Below are 17,267 nucleotides of genomic sequence, written 5' to 3' on the forward strand. Positions count from 1 at the left end.
ATATGCATTGGCGAGTTCGCCAATCAAAATAGTTTATAAAGTCAGGAATGCGAATGCGGCCACACTGTGTCTCGCCGGCAACGCTGCCTGTAAGCCCTTTGCCGACCTGAGAAAACTTGTCACACCCCAAATAGTCCAACCGTCATACGACCATCATAATTACTTTACGTTCACTTGCGTTCGTTGGCGGCTTGCGGGAAAAAACCTACTGCAGCGCGGAAAACAAGAAATAAATCAGCACAAAGCTGAGTCGGCGCCCGAGGGAAGAGGAAGCTGTGTCAGTGACAAGGAAGGATTCGACGCGCCAGCGCGCCATCGAACATCTCGACATCATCAAGCGGTTCACGCTCGAGATTTCGGCCATCAACTCGCATCTGGAGCGCGTCCGTCAGTTCTGGGGCAAGTCGCTTGGCGTCAGCGGTCCGCAATGGATGATTCTCATCGCGATCTCGGATCTCGACAAGGATGACGGCGTGCCGATCAACGTGGTGTCGAAACTGCTGCACGTTGATCCGTCGTTCGTGACCACGCAGTCCAAGCTGCTCGAGCAGAAGGAGCTGCTGCGGCGCGCGCCCTCCCCGGCCGATGCGCGCGTGGTGCGGCTGTCGCTGACCGACAAGACCAAAAGGCACCTCGCAGGCCTCGCCGAGCAGCACAAGGCGTTCAAGAAAACCGTGTTCGAGGAGTTCAGCGAGGCTGAGCTGGCCGAGTTCACGGCCAAGCTTTCGATGCTTACCAACCGCCTGGAAAAGGCCTGCCTGATTGTTGCGATGGAGGCCGAGGCCTGAGGCGACCGGCTCTGCAGCAGACGGGACGACTGGCAACCGGCATGATCGCGCCGCTCACCTCGCGAAGCGTTGGAAGCGGAGACTTATCGGTGTCCGCGCCCCGGCGACTGGAACGCCAGGAAGGCGAGAACGCTCAGCAGCGCAGCCCAGACCAGAAAGTGTTCAGCAATCATGTTGGCCCCCCATTTGCCCCTCAATGGAAAGCATGAAACGGGCCAAGCCGCGGTCGATCCGTGAACGGGCCATGGAAAAGGAGCCCCGGCGCTGACGGCCGGGGCCCCGAAAAACTTAGAGTGTAACTATCTGGACTTGGTCGGGCTGCCTCCGGTCATCCCGCTGCCCGACCCCGTCGTCTGACCAGGGGCGTAGCCAGAGGCCCCTGGGCTCCCGGCTTTCGATCCTCGTGCCTGCATCTCGTGCCCGGGTGCATAGCCCGAAGCGCCGTGACTGCCTTTCTTGGAGCCCTTCTTTTGCATCTCGTGTCCAGGTGATTTGCTCGAAACGCCCTGTGCAAAAGCAACCGGGGTGGAAGCCATCAGGCATGCCGCGGAAAGGACGATGATTGCGTGCTTCATTTTGTCCTCCAAAATGCGCCCCGCAACTAACCGCCTGAAATCAGTGACGTTCCATGAACGCTTGTTCATCGACAACGACAGCCGCCGATGCGATCGGCTTGGTGCTGCCTCTTCAACGAGCGTTTGCTCGATATTAACGACAGCGTGTTGGCTTCCGCGCACAGCTTTCCGCGACTGGCGAACAGCATTGGCAACCAATCGCAAGCCGACGGCGAGCGATGCGCGCCCGCTTCAAACCACACCGAACGAATTTTGAGAAAAATGGTCGGAGCGAGAGGATTTGAACCTCCGACCCCTAGTCTCCCAGACTAGTGCGCTAACCGGGCTGCGCCACGCTCCGATGCCGTTCCATTAGCTGCGATCCTGCGTTCGCGCAAGGCGGGGCAGGCTCTCAAAGACTGTATTCCGAGGCCGGTTCCCTTGGCAGGTTTCCTTGAAAGGGCTTCCTTGCCTCAGCCGTCCTTCATCGCCGCGTCGATCATCTGCCTGCAGGCGACCAGCTCCTGCAGCACGCGTTCGAGCCGCTCCCGATCGACTGACGGAACGGAGGGACGAACCGGCGGCGCGGCGGCCGCCTTGCCCGGCTGGGCGTGCGCCTTGTAGGTCGACAGGATCGGATCCTCGTCGGGATCGACGAATCGGTAGTCGATCCCCTTCTCGTCGCCATCCCCCTCCTCGCCGTCGAAATCGAGGCCGTCGCTGCTCTCGAGATCGTCGGGCTCGGCCATGCTGTTGCCGACGGCTTCCTCGACCGCGCCGAACGAGACCGCCGCGGTCTGGTCGGCGATGCCCTGCACCGATTTGATGCCGTGCTCCTTCAGGATCCGCTGCACACCGCGGATGGTGTAGCCCTCGCCGTACAGCAGCCGGCGGATGCCCTTGAGCAGGTCGACGTCGTCGGGGCGATAATAGCGGCGTCCGCCGCTGCGCTTCATCGGCTTGATCTGCGCGAAGCGCGTTTCCCAGAATCTCAGCACATGCTGGGGAATATCGAGTTCATCAGCGACCTCGCTGATGGTACGGAACGCATCCGGCGCCTTGTCCAAATGCCCGCTCCTTTGAGCTCAATGCCTGGAGCCTTTCCGTTCCGATTGAATCGGAACGGGGCTCCGGATTCTAGGTTTGCCGCGCTTTCTTCACGCGAACCGGGTATCCACTTCGCTTGAAAACGCTCTAGTCGGCCTTGCTGCCGTCGCCATTGGTGACGACGTGGCCATTGATCCGCTGCTTCAGGATCGCCGACGGCTTGAACACCATCACCCGCCGCGGCGAAATCGGCACCTCGGTGCCGGTCTTCGGATTACGGCCGATACGCTGGCCCTTCTTGCGCACCATGAAGGAGCCGAATGAGGACAGCTTCACCGTCTCGCCCTTTTCCAGGCAATCGGTGATCTCCTTCAGCACCAACTCGACAAATGCCGACGATTCCGTGCGCGACAGACCCACCTTTTGGTAGACCGCCTCACACAAATCGACGCGCGTAACTGTTTTTTCCGGTTCCCGTGGTCATCGCCTGCCCCGCACTCTCGGCGAACAATTTCTTGACTGAAATTAAAAGCTTAGCGCGCAATGGTCAACAGCGACCAGCACCCAGGCGCAGGAAAGATACCGGCAACCTGTCGATACTGTTTGGCGATACGCTACCAGCGCACGAGCGCCGAGCCCCAGGTGAAGCCGCCGCCCATTGCCTCGAACAGCACCAGATCGCCCTTCTTGACGCGCCCGTCCTTCACGGCGACCGACAGCGCGAGCGGGATCGAGGCCGCCGATGTGTTGCCGTGCTTGTCGACCGTCAGGACCACTTTCTGCGGCGCAATATGAAGCTTATGCGCCGACGCATCGATGATTCGCTTGTTGGCCTGGTGCGGGATGAACCAGGTGATGTCCTCGGCGGTAAAGCCGGTGGCGTTGAAAGCGTCGACGATCACGTCGGTGATCATGCCGACGGCGTGCTTGAACACCTCGCGGCCCTCCATCCGGAGGTATCCGACCGTCCTGGTCGAACCGGGCCCGCCATCGACGAACAGCTTCGCCTTGTGGCGGCCGTCGGAGCGCAGATGCGTCGTCAACACGCCGCGGTCGCTGGTGGTGCCGGACTGCTGCTGCGCCTCCAGCACGACCGCGCCGGCGCCGTCGCCGAACAGCACGCAGGTGCCGCGGTCGTTCCAGTCGAGGATGCGTGAGAAGGTCTCGGCACCGATCACCAGCGCCCGCTTGTGGGTGCCGGCGCGCAGGAAATTATCGGCGGTGGCCAGCGCGAAGACGAAGCCGGAGCAGACCGCCTGCAGGTCGAAGGCGACGCCATGGTTGATGCCGAGCGCGTGCTGGACGGCGACCGCGGTGGCGGGAAAGGTGTTGTCCGGCGTCGAGGTCGCGAGCACGATCAGGTCGATCGACTGCGCATCGACTTGCGCGTGGGCGAGCGCGGCCTGCGCCGCCTTGATCGCCAGATGCGAGGTGAATTCGTCGTCGGCCGCGATGTGGCGCTCGCTGATGCCGGTGCGCTGCACGATCCATTCGTCCGACGTGTCGATCCGGCTGGCCAGTTCGGCATTGGTCAAAACCCGCTCCGGCAAATAGGAGCCGCAGCCGAGCACTACCGAACGTATCGCAGTCACGAGACAGCCTCCTGCGCGGTCTGCGCCTGCACCAGCGCACTGCCGTCGCGATTAAGCATCTGATTGATCTTGGTGAGGAGATCGTAGTGGGCCATCTCATAGCCAACATCGACCGCGTAAGCAAAGCCTTCCGTGTTGACGCCGCCATGGCTCTTGACCACCACGCCCTTCAGGCCGAGCAGCAGGCCGCCATTCGACTTGTTGGGATCGAGCTTGTCGCGCAGCTTCCGGAATGCACCGCGGGCCAGCAGATAGCCGATGCGCGAGATCCAGCTCGAACCGATCGCCTCGCGCAACAGGTCGAACATCTGGCGGGCAGTGCCTTCGGCGGTCTTGAGCGCGATATTGCCGCTGAATCCTTCGGACACGATTACGTCGGCACGCCCCTTGCCGATGCCATCCCCTTCGACGAAGCCGATATAGTTGATGTCAGATAGGGCGCGCAGCATTTCGGCGGCCTCGCGGATTTCCTCATGTCCCTTGACCTCCTCCTCTCCGATGTTGAGGAGGCCGACGGTGGGGCGTTCGATGTTGAACAGCACGCTGGCCATCGCGCTCCCCATCACCGCCAGTGTCGCGAGATGATGGGCGTCGCCGCCGATCGTGGCACCAAGGTCGAGCACCACGGAGTCACCGCGCAGAGTCGGCCAAACTCCGGCGAGCGCCGGGCGGTCGACGCCCGGCAGCGTCCGCAGATTGATGCTGCCCATCGCCATCAGCGCGCCGCTGTTGCCGGCGGAGACCGCGACATCGGCCTCGCCATGCTTCACGGCGTCGATCGCGAGCCACATCGATGACGCCCGCCGGGTCCGCCGCAACGCCTGGCTCGGCTTCTCATCGTTCTTCACGGCGACGTCGGTATGGATCACTTTCGATACCGCCTTCAGCGCCGGATGCTTGGCGAGCTCCGGCTCGATCTGGGCCCGGTCCCCGATCAACAGGAATTCGCTGTCGGGATGACGGCTCAGCGAGATCGCAGCGCCGGGAATGACGACGGCAGCGCCGACATCGCCCCCCATGGCGTCAAGCGCTATTCGAACCTTTTGAGGCATGAACGTCCCGGAAGCCTGCTTTCCCGCAGCCCTTCAGACGAGGACCGCGAGCTTGAAGTCACCGCCGTTAACGGCGCGCGGCGAAACACCAACTCGCGTCCCGGCCGGGCCGCGACAATAGCGTGTCCTCGGTCCGACACAACCTCTTGACCGCAAATGAGGCAGCTGCCGAACCGTCACGCAACACATCAGAGCATACCAGAAATACATTGTATTTCAATGTATTGTGACACGTATTTGAAGTAACAAGGAGCAGTGCTCGCGCAAGCTTGCAGGCAAGCCATCCCCGCAAATGTGGCGCCAGGCGCCCTCAACTTCCCTTTGGGCTTCTTGCCGTCCGGCTTTTCCTTCAGCGCCTTCAGCGCCGCGAAAGGATGATTTTCCGGGTCAGGGGCTTCAGCCTTCTGTTCAAAGACCGCATCCATCTTGCGCGGATACGGGTCTATGCCGAGAAACAGCGCATCGGTGGCGAGCCGGCCGATGTCGATGAAGCCGCCGACGATCGGCTCCGGCGGGTCCGGCGTTTCCTCATCGCTGTCGTCGGCGTCGTCGACCAAGTCGGCCATTTGCGGGATCTGCTCGGGCGGCGCGAACACCACATCGATCGGCTCATCGATCTCGTTCTCGATCGGATCGAGCGTCACTACGCAGGTCTGCCCGACCCTGGCCTTGACTCTGCCGGTGACGTGGTAGCTGCCGTCGCGTTTGGGCTGCAGGTCGAACTCTGCACGCGCGGAGACGACCTCCCGCAACTCGGCAACTTCGGCCATCGCCTTGCGCGCCGCCTCGTCGGCTACGATCTCGCGATGCAGGCCGGTCTCCGGAATCTGCGCGACATTGACGAGAACCCGCCAGGGGTCGCGGTCGCGCCGTGCATCGGGCTGCCCTGTGGTGCCGCCGCTCATGCCGCCGTCCCCGCAGCCTGTGGTACCGGAAAGCGCCACGCGCCCTTGGCCAACGCCGCGAGATCGGCGCGCGCCAGCTCTTCGATCGCCTCCCTGGCATAGGCGGCGAGCTCGCGGGCCTTGTCGATGTTCTGACCGTTGAGGATGTTCTTGCAGAACGACTCGGCCAAGGCCGCCTCGCTGTCGGTCAGCGCCAGATCATAGGCCGCGGTGCGGCCATAGAAGGCTTCACCGAACGCCTGCATGCGCTTCGGCACCGTGAGGTCGCCGACGCCCATTTCGCGCAGATTGTCGTCCATATCGATGCAGAAATGATCGAACAGGGCCTGGGACAGCGCCACGCCGCCCTCGACGGATTTCAGTCGCCGCAGCACCAGCCACAGATGCATCAGAAGCAGGTCAAAACGGCCGTTAACCGTGTCCGGAACGCCCAAGTCACGGTAAAACAACGGTTCTCGCGCCTGCGTCACGATCATGCCATAGATGATCTCAATGGTGCTGCGCGCGGGCACCCGGGGTCTTCTGAAGTGATTGAACGGCCAAAGCATGACGGGTTCCGGCTGCCGGTCCCCAAAGGGTCGCCTGTTGAGAGGTCGCCCATTGGAGCTCGGCATGATTGCAATCCATTGAGCTGCCCGGTACGTCAATGCCTCGGCCGATGCAAGGGGACGGATCAGTTCCGCCGATGAACCACACTCTTTCACGACAGTCTCGCGCCGCTTCCGCGCGCGGGTTCTTTTCGCGTCTCCGCGCCGTCGCGGCGATTGGCCTCGTCTGCGCCGCACTCGGCGGCTGCGCCGGGGAACAATTCCAGAAGGGCTACATCCTGCCCGAGGGGGCGCTCGAGCAGATCCCGATCGGCGCGAGCCAGGACCAGGTGCTCATCGTGCTCGGCACGCCCTCGACGGTCGCAACGCTGGACGGCGAGGTGTTTTATTACATCTCGCAACGGACCTCCCGCCCGGTCGCCTTCATGAATCAGCGGGTGATCGACCAGCGCGTGATCGCGGTCTATTTCGACAAGAACCGGCAGGTGCGCCGACTGGCCAATTACGGCCTGAAGGACGGCAAGATCTTCGACTTCGTCAGCCGGTCCACGCCGACGTCGGGCCAGGAAATGTCCTACCTGACACCGCTCTTCAAGCTGCTGAGCTTCAACTAGAGCGTTTTCGAGCGAAGTGGGCTCCGGTTCGCGTGAGACAACGCGTCAAACCGGAGTCCAGAGCATGAGCCGCTGCGCCAAGTTGTCGCTTGCCCGAGGGGCAAGCGGTCCCCTAGTTTGCTCGCAAACAAGAGCCTGAGCAGGGGGTAAACGCATGAGAGCCAAGAGATTTTCCCGTCGTACGGTATTGTCGGGCACGGCCGCATTGACGGCCGCGGCGATCCTGCCGCGCGCGAGCCTCGGCGCCGGCGACTGGCGGCCGACCGAGACCGTCCGCATCATCGTGCCGGCGGCGGCCGGCGGCTCGACCGACGTGATGGGGCGGCTGCTCGCGGCGCATTTGCAGCCGCTCTGGGGCCAGTCGGTGGTGGTGGAGAATCGCTCCGGCGCCGGCGGCACCATCGGCACATCCGAGGTCACACGCGCCAAGGGCGACGGCCACACCATCCTGATAGGCAATCCCGGCCCCAACGCGATCGCCTACAGCATCTTCCGCAACCTGACCTACACGGCCGACCAGTTGCAGCCGGTCTCCAACATGATCCGGATTCCGAACATCGTATCGGCGCATCCGTCGACCGGCCTCAAGTCGATCCCCGAATTAATCGCCTTCCTGAAGAAGAATCCAGACAAGCTCACCTACGGCTCGTCCGGCACCGGACAAAGCCCTCACCTCACCGGTGCCTGGTTCCTGCAGCTCACCGGGCTGAAGATGACGCACGTGCCGTTCCGCGGCGCCGGTCCCGCATTGCAGGCCGGGCTCGCCGGCGACATCCAGATCCTGTTCGACAACCTCTATCCGTCGCTGCCGCAGGTGCAGGACGGCAAGCTAAATGGCCTCTGTGTCACCACGCCGGAGCGCAGCGATTCCGCACCGAACCTGCCGACGATGCGCGAGGGCGCGCCGGAACTGGCAAAGTTCGACGTCTCGTCCTGGTTCGGCGTGTTCCTGCCGAAGACCGCGCCCGCCCCGGTGCTCGACGAGTTGAACCGCCAGGTCAAGGCGATGCTGGAGCGCGACGACGTCAAGAAGAACATCGCCGGCATGGGCGCGCGCGCCGACTACGGCACGCCCCAGCAATTCTCCGATTTCGTCGATGCCGAGACGAAGAAGTTCGCGGCGATCATCGAGAAGGAAGGCTTGCAGATGGAGGTCAAGTAGCAGCCGCCGTCACGATCTTTCCTGACCACGTTGCGGCCAATGCTACGACGACTTGTTGATCTTCTTGACCTTGGCGTCGGTCGCTTCAATCGACATCGCCAGTTCCATGATCGCCTTCGAGAGTAGCTCGATGGCCTCCTTCTGATCCTGCGATTTGGAGGCGCGGAGCGCGTAGTTCCGTGCGGATGAGAGCGACATCGATTGATCTCCGTGTTGTTCGCGTCTGGTTCAAAAATAAAACCCCGCGGCTTTCACCGCGGGGCTTCGTTTCAGTCGTGTCCGCCGCTCAGTGCGCCAGGATCGCCAGCAGCAGCAGCGCCACGATGTTGGTGATCTTGATCATCGGATTCACCGCCGGGCCCGCCGTGTCCTTGTAGGGATCGCCAACGGTATCGCCGGTCACTGCGGACTTGTGGGCGTCAGAGCCCTTGCCGCCGTAGTGGCCGTCCTCGATGTACTTCTTGGCGTTGTCCCATGCGCCGCCGCCCGAGGTCATCGAGATCGCGACGAACAAACCGGTGACGATGACGCCGAGCAGCATGGCACCGACCGCGGAGAATGCCGCCGACTTGCCGGCTGCGCCACCGCCCGCGATCGCGTAGATCAGGAAGTAGACCACGATCGGCGACAGCACCGGCAGCAGCGACGGGATGATCATCTCCTTGATCGCCGCCCGGGTCAGCAGGTCGACCGCCTTGCCGTAGTCCGGCTTGTCGGTGCCCTGCATGATGCCGGGCTTCTCGCGGAACTGACGGCGCACTTCCTCGACGATCGCACCGGCGGCGCGACCGACCGCGGTCATACCCATCGCACCAAACAGATACGGCAGCAGGCCGCCGAACAGCAGGCCGACCACGACGTAAGGATTGTTCAGGGAGAAGTCCGGGTTGACGCCCTTGAAGTAGGCATGGGCGTTGGCGTCGCTGATGAAGAATTTGAGGTCCTGATTATAGGCCGCAAACAGCACCAGCGCACCGAGACCGGCGGAGCCGATCGCGTAGCCTTTGGTCACCGCCTTGGTGGTGTTGCCGACCGCGTCGAGCGCGTCGGTCGACTTGCGCACCTCCTTCGGCAGCCCCGCCATCTCGGCGATGCCGCCGGCGTTGTCCGTGACCGGGCCGAAGGCGTCGAGCGCGACGATCATGCCGGCCAGCGCCAGCATGGTGGCGGTCGCGATCGCGATGCCGAACAGGCCGGCAAGGCTGTAGGTGACGAGGATGCCGGCGATGATCACGATCGCGGGCAGCGCGGTCGCTTCCATCGAGACCGCGAGGCCCTGGATCACGTTGGTGCCGTGACCGGTGACCGAGGCCGAGGCGATCGACTTCACCGGGCGATAGTCGGTGCCGGTGTAGTATTCGGTGATCCAGATGATCAGGCCGGTGACGACGAGACCGACCACGCCGCACCAGAACAGCGCCATGCCGGTGTAGTCGACGCCGTCGAGCTTGCCGAAGCCGACCAGCCAATTGATCACGAGCGCGACGCCGACCAGCGACAGGATGCCGGTGGCGATCAGGCCCTTGTAGAGGGCGCCCATGATGGACTGGCTGGCACCGAGCTTGACGAAGAAGGTGCCGATGATCGAGGTGATGATGCAGATGCCGCCGATCGCGAGCGGCAGCGTCATCATGTTCACCAGGATCGGCGTTTTGGCGAAGAAGATCGCCGCGAGCACCATGGTGGCGACCGCGGTCACCGCATAGGTCTCGAACAGGTCCGCCGCCATGCCGGCGCAGTCGCCGACATTGTCGCCGACGTTGTCGGCGATGGTGGCCGGGTTACGCGGATCGTCCTCGGGGATGCCGGCCTCGACCTTGCCGACAAGGTCGCCGCCGACGTCCGCACCCTTGGTGAAGATGCCGCCGCCGAGACGGGCGAAGATCGAGATCAGCGAGGCGCCGAAGCCGAGCGCCACCATGGCGTCGACCACGGTGCGGCTGCCCGCTTCCAGACCCATGAACTTGACCAGCACCATGAAGTAGATGGTGACGCCGAGCAGCGCGAGACCGGCAACCAGCATGCCGGTGATCGCGCCCGCTTTGAAGGCGAGCTCGAGGCCGCCGGCGAGCGAGGTGGTTGCCGCCTGCGCGGTGCGGACGTTGGCGCGCACCGAGACGTTCATGCCGATGAAGCCGGCAGCCCCCGACAGGATGGCGCCGATCGCAAAGCCGATCGCCACCGGCAGGCCCAGGAAGTAGGCCAGCACCACGAAGATCACGATACCGACCATGCCGATCGTGGTGTACTGCCGCCGCAGATAGGCCTGTGCGCCCTCGCGCACCGCGGCCGCGATTTCCTGCATGCGCGGATTACCCGCATCCGCGTTCAAGACCGACTGCGTCGCCCAGATCGCGTAGACGATGGAAAGCGCCCCGCAGAGCACAATCAACCATAAAGCTGTCATGTTGCCTCAGATCCTTGATGTAACCCCCGCGCCTTCTTGTGCCGCTAGGGGGCGGCAGGCGCTTATTTTGCGAGGACAATCCTCCCCAAAAACGGATTGCCTCAAATCGGGCGCGACCTTGCCAAAATCGTTACCGCTGTGCAACGCCACCTGTGGCCGAAAACGCCGATATCGGCAGCTATTTAGAAGGAAAATCGGCGCGATCAGGCGCGGGGAGTCTAGCGCTGCTTGCGTTCCGACGCGTTTTCTTAATGCGAACCGGTGCCCGCTTCGCTCGAAAACGCTCTAGAAATGGCTGTAGGACAGCCGCTTCAGCTTCAGTTCCCGGCCCTGCCCGTCGAGGAAGCTCGGTGGCGACAAGCCTGCGATCAGGCCGCCGATTGCGGTCACCGCGACCTTTGCCTGCCGTGCGTCGCGCAGAAAGGCGTCGACATGATCGCTCGGGACCGCGCACAAGAGCTCGTAATCATCACCGCCGGCCACCAAGGTCTCGATATCGATCGCCTTGCGTGCGAGCAGCCCTGCGGCCGCGGACGACAACGGGATACTCGGCACGTTGATCACGCCCGCCACACCACTGGCTGCGCAAAGCTTGGTCAGATCGCCGGCAAGACCGTCGGACACATCCATCGCGGCGCTGGCGTGGGTGCGGACGGCCGTGGCCAAGGCGTTGCGCGGCTGCGGAACACGGTAACGGGCGGCAAGAAAATCCCGCCCGACGACATCGTCCGCCAGAGCCGCGGCGACCGGGCCACCCCGGAGCACATCGAGGCCGAGCGCGGCGTCTCCGATCGTGCCGGTGACGAACACACGGTCGCCCGCCTGTGCTCCCGCGCGATGCACCATCGTGCCCTGCGGCACCCGGCCGAACGCAGTGATCGAGATCATCAGCGGCCCCGGTGTCGAGACCGTGTCACCGCCGAGCAGCGGGCAGCCGAAATGCGCGGCGTCCTCGCCGAGCGCCCGGGCAAACGGCTTCAGCCAGGCCTCCTCGGCGCCGCGCAGCGCCAGCGTCAGCACGAAGCCCGCCGGCACCGCGCCCTTGGCGGCGATGTCGGAGAGGTTCACCCGCAGCGCCTTGCGCGCCAGCGTGTCGGGCGGATCATCGCCGAGGAAATGCACGCCCTCGACGATGGCGTCCGTGGTGACCACAATGTCCTCGCCGGCCGCCCTCAGCGCGGCGGCGTCGTCGTCGAGCCCGAACGCACCCGGATCGGTCGCGAGCGGCTTGAAATAGCGCGCGATTAGGGAGTCTTCGCCGGAGGTATGTTTACTTGCTTGGGTCATCAACCCGTCATCCTGAGGTGCGAGCGAAGCGAGCCTCGAAGGATGCACGGCCCCGATGCGACCGTAGCGCCACGCCGTCGCCCTTCGAGGCCTCCGCTTCGCTACGGCACCTCAGGGTGACGGCTACGGAGGTGGGCGGCATCGCGGCACCTAGCTCCGCACAAACTCGTCGCCGCGGAACTGGCGCGCGATCTGGTCGAGCACGGCGTTGACCATGCCGGTTTCGTCCTTCTCAACGAAGGCATGCGCGACGTCGACATATTCGGAGACCACCACGCGGCCCGGCACGTCTTTGCGGTGCTCGAGCTCGTAGGAGCCTGCCCGCAGCACCGCGCGCAGGATGGCGTCGATCCGCTTCAGCGGCCAGCCCTTCGACAGCGCCTCGTCGATCAAAGGATCGAGCCGGGCCTGGTCGCGCACCACGCCGGAGACCACGTCGCGGAAGAACGCGGCTTCCGCCGGCAAATATTTCTCGCCCTCGACCTCGTTGCCGAGCCAGTGGCTCTCGAACTCGGCGAAGATGTCGTTGATGCCGGCGCCGCCAATGTCCATCTGATAGAGCGCCTGCACCGCCGCGAGCCGTGCCGCGCCGCGGCGGTTGGCTTTTCTGTCGGGGGCTTTCGCGGGCTTCTTGTTGTCTGCCATGGTCAGGCCTTTGCCAGGCGGCGTTTGATCCGCAGCATCGCCAGCGCCGCACGCGCCGCGTCGCCGCCCTTGTTGAGTTCGCTGGCGCGCGCCCGCGCCCAGGCCTGCGCCTCGGTGTTGACGGTGAGGATGCCGTTGCCGAGCGGGAATTTCCGGCTGATGGCCAAATCCATCAATCCGCGCGAGGACTCCTGCGAGACGATCTCGAAATGGATGGTGTCGCCGCGCACCACGCAGCCGAGCGCGATCGCCGCATCATACGGCTTGCCGTTCGCTTCAGCCGCATCGATCGCGATCGCAATCGCCGCCGGAATCTCCAGCGCGCCCGGCACCGTGATCACGTCGTGCGTCGCACCCGCGGCCTTGATCTCGGCCAACGCGCCTTCCAGCAGCGCGTCCTGGATGTCGTCATAGAACCGCGCCTCGACGATCAGCACGCGTGCGCCGGTAATGTCGGTCTGGTCCTTCAGGGGTGCGCGCCGCGCGTCAGCCATCTACGTATCCATTTCATATTGTTGACATTTACCGATAACGTTGGATGTCAACGTTTCGCGAGTTTGTAGTCGCCCCGACGACTGAAGCCAAGCACGAATGCCTCAGGCACTGTCATTCCGAGATGGTCCGAAGGACCAGACCGCAGGTGCACAATAGTGCACCGGGGAATCTCGAGATTCCGGGTTCGATGCTTGCGCATCGCCCCGGAATGACCGCCATGCCGTCATTTCATCTCCGACAGCCGCGCCGCGTAGCGGGCCATCAGATCGACCTCGATATTGACCTCGCTGCCCGCCTTCCAGCCGTTCAGGGTCGTCACGGAAAGCGTGTGCGGGATGATCAGCACCGAAAAGCTGATGTCGTCGACCGTATTCACGGTCAGCGACACGCCGTCCAGCGTGACCGATCCCTTCGCCGCGATGAAACGCGCCAGCTCCCGAGTGGTTCGCAGCTCGAAGCGCGCCATGTCGGGCAGATCGTCGCGCTTGACGATGGTCGCGATGCCGTCGGCATGCCCGGCCACGATGTGACCGCCGAGTTCGTCGCCGATCTTGAGCGCGCGCTCGAGATTGAGCCGGCTGCCCTGTCCCCAATGCTTGGCGGTGGTCATGCCGAGCGTCTCGGCCGCCGCATCGACATCGAACCAGGTCTTGCCATCGGCGGTGCCGGAGGCGACGACGGTGAGGCAGACGCCATTGCAGGCGATCGAGGCGCCGTCGGCGATCGTGGTCTGGTCGTAGTCGCAGGCAATCCGCATCCGGTGCAGCTGCCCCTGCGCCACCTGCTTCAGGCTGGTGATCTCACCGATATCGGTGACAATTCCCGTGAACACAACAAACCTCTTACTCTTCGTCATGGCCGGGCTTGACCCGGCCATCCACGACTTACTTCACTGCTGGCGACCAAGACGTGGATGCCCGGGTCAAGCCCGGGCATGACGACCTAGGATCGATCGTAGATAGTCAAAACATCTTTGGCCAAGGCTTCGCTAGCACGAAGGCTGAAGGCGGGCGACTGCGTGATTGCGTCGAGCGGCATTGCGTCCAGCGCGGGAACGCCGTCGGCACCGATCGCATCAGGCCCGCGCAACAGCCAGATCTCGTCGACAAGGCCGGCTGCCACGAAAGAATTTGCCACGCGCGATCCGCCCTCGACCAGCAGGCGCGAGATCCCCTTCTCCGCCAGCGCATGCAGGACGGACGGCAGATCGAGCCCTTGGGGCGCGCTGGCGGCGACGCGGATCACCTGCGCGCCGGCGGCACCTAGCTTCACCGCGGCAGGCGCCTCCGCCATATCAGATGTCAGCACCCAGAGCGGCGTCTCGCGCGCCGAATGCACCAGGCGGCTGTCGCCAGAGATCCGCAGCGCGCGGTCCAGCACCAGGCGCACCGGCGAGCGCACCGCCATGCCGGGCAGCCGGCAGGTCAAGAGCGGATCGTCGGCCTTGACCGTGCCGATGCCGACCAGGATCGCATCGCTCTGCGCGCGCAGCAGATGCACGCGCGTCCGCGCGGCCTCTCCGGTGATCGTAACCGGCTTACGGCCGCTGGCAGCGATCTTGTCGTCGGCGGACACCGCGAGCTTGAGGATCACATGCGGGCGCTTGTCGCGGATGCGGCGGAAGTGCCCGGCATGGTCGCGCGCGGCCTCTTCCGCGCACAGCCCGACATCGACCGCGATGCCCGCGGCACGCAGCTTGGCGTGCCCCTGCCCCGCGACTTCCGGATTGGGATCCTCGATCGCCGAGACGACGCGGGCGAGCCCGGCCGCCACAACGGCGTCCGCACAGGGCGGCGAGCGGCCGAAATGCGAGCAGGGTTCGAGCGTCACGTAGAGCGTGGCGCCGCGCGCGGCACCGCCGGCGCGCCTGAGTGCCTCGACCTCGGCATGCGGCCGGCCGCCTGCTTGCGTCCAGCCGCGGCCGACGATCACGCCGTCCTTGACGATGACGGCGCCGACCGCCGGATTGGGCCAGGTGCGCCCGAGCCCGCGCCGGCCAAGCGCCAGCGCCAGCTGCATGAAGCGCAGATCGGCCGCCTTTGCCGCTTCCTTGGCCTCTCTGGCCTTCTGCGCGAACTGGTCTTCCAGAATGCGGAAGATCATTTGCGTAGCGTCGCGAGCCGCGGGTCCTCTTCGCCGGTCAATTCGTCGAGCACGGCCTCGAAGTCCTTGGCCTCGCGGAAATTGCGGTAGACCGAGGCGAAGCGCACATAGGCGACGTCGTCGAGCTGGCGCAGATGCTCCATCACGATCTCGCCGATCGCCTCAGAGGAGACCTCGGCCTCGCCGCCGCTTTCGAGCTCGCGCACGATGGTGGACACCATCTTCTCCACCCGCTCGGATTCCACCGGGCGCTTGCGCAAGGAGATCTGCAGCGAGCGCACCAGCTTGTCGCGGTCGAACGGCACGCGGCGGCCGTTGCGCTTGATGACGGTCAGTTCGCGCAGCTGCACCCGCTCGAAGGTCGTGAAGCGGAAGTTGCAGGCCATGCAGACGCGACGCCTGCGAATGACCGCGGAGTCCTCGGTCGGACGCGAGTCCTTGACCTGCGTGTCGAGAGAATTGCAGCTCGGGCAGCGCATCCGACGGGACCTCTAGCAACGACCTTTTACTGATAGATCGGGAAGCGATCGGTCAGCGCCTTGACGCGCTCCTTGATCGCGGCCTCGACCAGCGGCGCCTTGCCGTCCGGCGACTGCGCCAGCGCGTTCAGCACTTCCGCGATCATGCCGCCGACCTGCTTGAACTCGGCGACGCCGAAGCCGCGCGTGGTCGCCGCCGGCGTACCGAGCCGCAGGCCGGAGGTGACGAACGGCTTTTCGGGATCGAACGGGATGCCGTTCTTGTTGCAGGTGATGGCGGCGCGCACCAGCGCCTTCTCCGAGATGTTGCCCTTCAGGCCCTTCGGCCTGAGGTCGACCAGCATCAGATGGTTGTCGGTGCCGCCCGAGACGATGTCGAGGCCATGGCCGCGCAGCGTCTCCGCCAGCGCCTTGGCGTTCTCGACCACGTTCTTGGCGTAGACCTTGAAGTCCGGCCGCAGCGCTTCGGCGAACGCCACCGCCTTGGCGGCGATGACGTGCATCAGCGGACCGCCCTGCAGGCCCGGGAAGATCGCCGAGTTCAGCTTCTTGGCCAGCGTCTCGTCATTGGTGAGGATCAGACCGCCGCGCGGGCCGCGCAGCGACTTGTGCGTCGTCGTGGTGGTGACGTGGGCGTGCGGCACCGGCGAGGCATGCACGCCGCCGGCCACGAGGCCCGCGAAATGCGCCATGTCGACCAGCAGATACGCGCCGACGGAATCCGCGATCTCGCGGAAGCGCTTGAAGTCCCAGGCGCGCGAATAGGCCGAGCCTCCGGCGATGATCAGCTTCGGCTTGACCTGCTCGGCCTGCTTCTGGACTTCGTCCATGTCGATGATCTGGTCCTCGCGGCGCACGGTGTAGTGCGCGGCCTTGAACCACTTGCCGGACATGTTGACCGGCGAACCGTGGGTGAGATGGCCGCCGGCGGCGAGGTCGAGGCCCATGAAGGTGTCGCCGGGTTGCAGTAGCGCCAGAAACGCCGCCTGGTTCATCTGGCTGCCGGAGTTCGGCTGGACGTTGGCGAAGCCGGCGCCGAACAGCTTCTTGGCGCGCTCGATCGCCAGCGTCTCGGCGACGTCGACCCACTCGCAACCGCCGTAGTAGCGCGCGCCCGGATAACCCTCCGCGTATTTGTTGGTCATCACCGAGCCCTGCGCCTCCAGCACGGCGCGGCTGACGATGTTTTCGGAGGCGATCAGCTCGATCTCATGACGCTGCCGGCCGAGCTCGCCCTTGATCGCGGCAGCGATCTCGGGATCGGCCTCAGCGAGGGTCGCGGTGAAGAAGGAATCGGGCGCGGAAGCGGTCTTGCTGGACGAGGTCATCGGCGAAATATCTCCACCGCCGCAAGCCTTTAGGCAGGATGCGGACGGTCACGAGTGGCGGTCGAAGCTGGTTTCAGAGCGTTATCACATCGCCCCAAAATGGCCAAGCGGTTGCGGTCCCTGCCGGTCAATTATGCCAGATATGGTGGGGATGGCGGGGATTGCCAGCCGGCCGGACGGCCGCCCCCCCGGTTCCCGCCGCTCGGCCAGCACGGCTGTGGCAGCCGCCGAATGGAACGTGACACCCCTTCCCGACCGCGC

17 protein-coding genes, 1 tRNA gene and 1 pseudogene are annotated in these 17,267 nt (G+C 64.5%); 3 read left to right on the top strand and 16 right to left on the bottom strand.

All coding sequences use genetic code 11. From position 1 onward, the window contains the following. Positions 1-275 precede the first annotated feature (275 nt). A complete protein-coding gene (locus ACVW1B_RS15345) occupies positions 276-788 on the top strand; it encodes a MarR family winged helix-turn-helix transcriptional regulator (RefSeq protein ID WP_168855931.1) in 513 nt (170 codons plus the stop codon). A gap of 837 nt (positions 789-1,625) precedes the next feature. On the opposite strand, the gene ACVW1B_RS15350 is transcribed toward ACVW1B_RS15345, so the two are convergent. The 7 genes and pseudogenes from ACVW1B_RS15350 to ACVW1B_RS15380 form a co-directional block, all read right to left on the bottom strand. Beyond that, a tRNA-Pro gene (locus tag ACVW1B_RS15350) sits at positions 1,626-1,703 on the bottom strand. Positions 1,704-1,815: 112 nt separating this feature from the next. Then, positions 1,816-2,409, bottom strand: a complete 594-nt coding sequence (locus ACVW1B_RS15355; RefSeq protein ID WP_456821739.1) for a MerR family transcriptional regulator — start codon at positions 2,407-2,409, stop codon at positions 1,816-1,818. Positions 2,410-2,536: 127 nt separating this feature from the next. Then, positions 2,537-2,833: an integration host factor subunit alpha gene (locus ACVW1B_RS15360; RefSeq protein ID WP_456821740.1), complete on the bottom strand. Its 297-nt coding sequence runs from the start codon at positions 2,831-2,833 to the stop codon at positions 2,537-2,539. A 170-nt stretch (positions 2,834-3,003) separates the two neighbouring features. After that, the gene (locus tag ACVW1B_RS15365; protein WP_092077980.1) at positions 3,004-3,981 is read right to left on the bottom strand and encodes a beta-ketoacyl-ACP synthase III; all 978 of its coding nucleotides are present in this window, start codon (positions 3,979-3,981) and stop codon (positions 3,004-3,006) included. Further along, entirely contained in the window at positions 3,978-5,033 is a 1,056-nt protein-coding gene (gene plsX, locus ACVW1B_RS15370) for a phosphate acyltransferase PlsX (protein ID WP_225158932.1), read from the bottom strand. Before plsX ends, ACVW1B_RS15365 begins: the two co-directional genes overlap by 4 nt. A gap of 317 nt (positions 5,034-5,350) precedes the next feature. After that, a pseudogene (locus tag ACVW1B_RS15375) lies at positions 5,351-5,938 on the bottom strand (YceD family protein); the annotation flags it as partial. Beyond that, complete coding sequence (locus tag ACVW1B_RS15380; RefSeq protein ID WP_253610000.1) at positions 5,935-6,486, bottom strand: ubiquinol-cytochrome C chaperone family protein; 552 nt, start codon at positions 6,484-6,486, stop codon at positions 5,935-5,937. The pseudogene ACVW1B_RS15375 and the gene ACVW1B_RS15380, both read right to left, overlap by 4 nt. 137 nt (positions 6,487-6,623) lie before the next feature. On the opposite strand from ACVW1B_RS15380, the gene ACVW1B_RS15385 reads away from it, so the two are divergent. Together ACVW1B_RS15385 and ACVW1B_RS15390 are read left to right on the top strand one after the other, a co-directional pair. Next, positions 6,624-7,100, top strand: coding sequence for an outer membrane protein assembly factor BamE (locus ACVW1B_RS15385; protein ID WP_018271914.1), 477 nt, complete (start codon positions 6,624-6,626; stop codon positions 7,098-7,100). A gap of 154 nt (positions 7,101-7,254) precedes the next feature. After that, the gene (locus ACVW1B_RS15390; RefSeq protein ID WP_253608408.1) at positions 7,255-8,262 is read left to right on the top strand and encodes a Bug family tripartite tricarboxylate transporter substrate binding protein; all 1,008 of its coding nucleotides are present in this window, start codon (positions 7,255-7,257) and stop codon (positions 8,260-8,262) included. 42 nt (positions 8,263-8,304) lie between these two features. Here the strand turns inward: ACVW1B_RS15390 and ACVW1B_RS15395 are convergent, their stop codons facing one another. From ACVW1B_RS15395 to glyA, 9 genes are all read right to left on the bottom strand, one after another. Continuing rightward, a complete protein-coding gene (locus ACVW1B_RS15395; protein WP_167350400.1) occupies positions 8,305-8,460 on the bottom strand; it encodes a hypothetical protein in 156 nt (51 codons plus the stop codon). A gap of 88 nt (positions 8,461-8,548) precedes the next feature. Further along, positions 8,549-10,669, bottom strand: coding sequence for a sodium-translocating pyrophosphatase (locus ACVW1B_RS15400; RefSeq protein ID WP_028333872.1), 2,121 nt, complete (start codon positions 10,667-10,669; stop codon positions 8,549-8,551). Positions 10,670-10,954: 285 nt separating this feature from the next. Next, positions 10,955-11,956, bottom strand: a complete 1,002-nt coding sequence (gene thiL, locus ACVW1B_RS15405; protein WP_253608407.1) for a thiamine-phosphate kinase — start codon at positions 11,954-11,956, stop codon at positions 10,955-10,957. 150 nt (positions 11,957-12,106) lie between these two features. Next, the gene (gene nusB / locus ACVW1B_RS15410) at positions 12,107-12,601 is read right to left on the bottom strand and encodes a transcription antitermination factor NusB (protein ID WP_016844994.1); all 495 of its coding nucleotides are present in this window, start codon (positions 12,599-12,601) and stop codon (positions 12,107-12,109) included. Positions 12,602-12,603: 2 nt separating this feature from the next. Then, positions 12,604-13,095, bottom strand: coding sequence for a 6,7-dimethyl-8-ribityllumazine synthase (gene ribH / locus ACVW1B_RS15415; RefSeq protein ID WP_076834363.1), 492 nt, complete (start codon positions 13,093-13,095; stop codon positions 12,604-12,606). A gap of 224 nt (positions 13,096-13,319) precedes the next feature. Continuing rightward, positions 13,320-13,928, bottom strand: a complete 609-nt coding sequence (locus ACVW1B_RS15420) for a riboflavin synthase (protein ID WP_253609999.1) — start codon at positions 13,926-13,928, stop codon at positions 13,320-13,322. Positions 13,929-14,038: 110 nt separating this feature from the next. Next, positions 14,039-15,199, bottom strand: a complete 1,161-nt coding sequence (ribD, locus tag ACVW1B_RS15425) for a bifunctional diaminohydroxyphosphoribosylaminopyrimidine deaminase/5-amino-6-(5-phosphoribosylamino)uracil reductase RibD (protein WP_253608406.1) — start codon at positions 15,197-15,199, stop codon at positions 14,039-14,041. Further along, positions 15,196-15,678, bottom strand: a complete 483-nt coding sequence (gene nrdR, locus ACVW1B_RS15430) for a transcriptional regulator NrdR (protein ID WP_016844999.1) — start codon at positions 15,676-15,678, stop codon at positions 15,196-15,198. The genes ribD and nrdR overlap by 4 nt, the downstream gene beginning before the upstream one ends. A 26-nt stretch (positions 15,679-15,704) precedes the next feature. Continuing rightward, a complete protein-coding gene (gene glyA / locus ACVW1B_RS15435) occupies positions 15,705-17,006 on the bottom strand; it encodes a serine hydroxymethyltransferase (RefSeq protein ID WP_253608405.1) in 1,302 nt (433 codons plus the stop codon). Between the last annotated feature and the right edge of the window lie 261 nt (positions 17,007-17,267).

This window comes from Bradyrhizobium sp. USDA 4502 (assembly GCF_054063355.1).

Bases quoted from the DNA above. Each gene is read 5' to 3' on its own strand.
- plsX (WP_225158932.1), bottom strand. From the start codon at position 5,033: ATGCCTCAAAAGGTTCGAATAGCGCTTGACGCCATGGGGGGCGATGTC.
- ACVW1B_RS15380 (WP_253610000.1), bottom strand. From the start codon at position 6,486: ATGCTTTGGCCGTTCAATCACTTCAGAAGACCCCGGGTGCCCGCGCGC.
- ACVW1B_RS15385 (WP_018271914.1), top strand. From the start codon at position 6,624: ATGAACCACACTCTTTCACGACAGTCTCGCGCCGCTTCCGCGCGCGGG.
- ACVW1B_RS15390 (WP_253608408.1), top strand. From the start codon at position 7,255: ATGAGAGCCAAGAGATTTTCCCGTCGTACGGTATTGTCGGGCACGGCC.
- ACVW1B_RS15395 (WP_167350400.1), bottom strand. From the start codon at position 8,460: ATGTCGCTCTCATCCGCACGGAACTACGCGCTCCGCGCCTCCAAATCG.
- ACVW1B_RS15400 (WP_028333872.1), bottom strand. From the start codon at position 10,669: ATGACAGCTTTATGGTTGATTGTGCTCTGCGGGGCGCTTTCCATCGTC.
- thiL (WP_253608407.1), bottom strand. From the start codon at position 11,956: ATGACCCAAGCAAGTAAACATACCTCCGGCGAAGACTCCCTAATCGCG.
- nusB (WP_016844994.1), bottom strand. From the start codon at position 12,601: ATGGCAGACAACAAGAAGCCCGCGAAAGCCCCCGACAGAAAAGCCAAC.
- ribH (WP_076834363.1), bottom strand. From the start codon at position 13,095: ATGGCTGACGCGCGGCGCGCACCCCTGAAGGACCAGACCGACATTACC.
- ribD (WP_253608406.1), bottom strand. From the start codon at position 15,199: ATGATCTTCCGCATTCTGGAAGACCAGTTCGCGCAGAAGGCCAGAGAG.
- nrdR (WP_016844999.1), bottom strand. From the start codon at position 15,678: ATGCGCTGCCCGAGCTGCAATTCTCTCGACACGCAGGTCAAGGACTCG.
- glyA (WP_253608405.1), bottom strand. From the start codon at position 17,006: ATGACCTCGTCCAGCAAGACCGCTTCCGCGCCCGATTCCTTCTTCACC.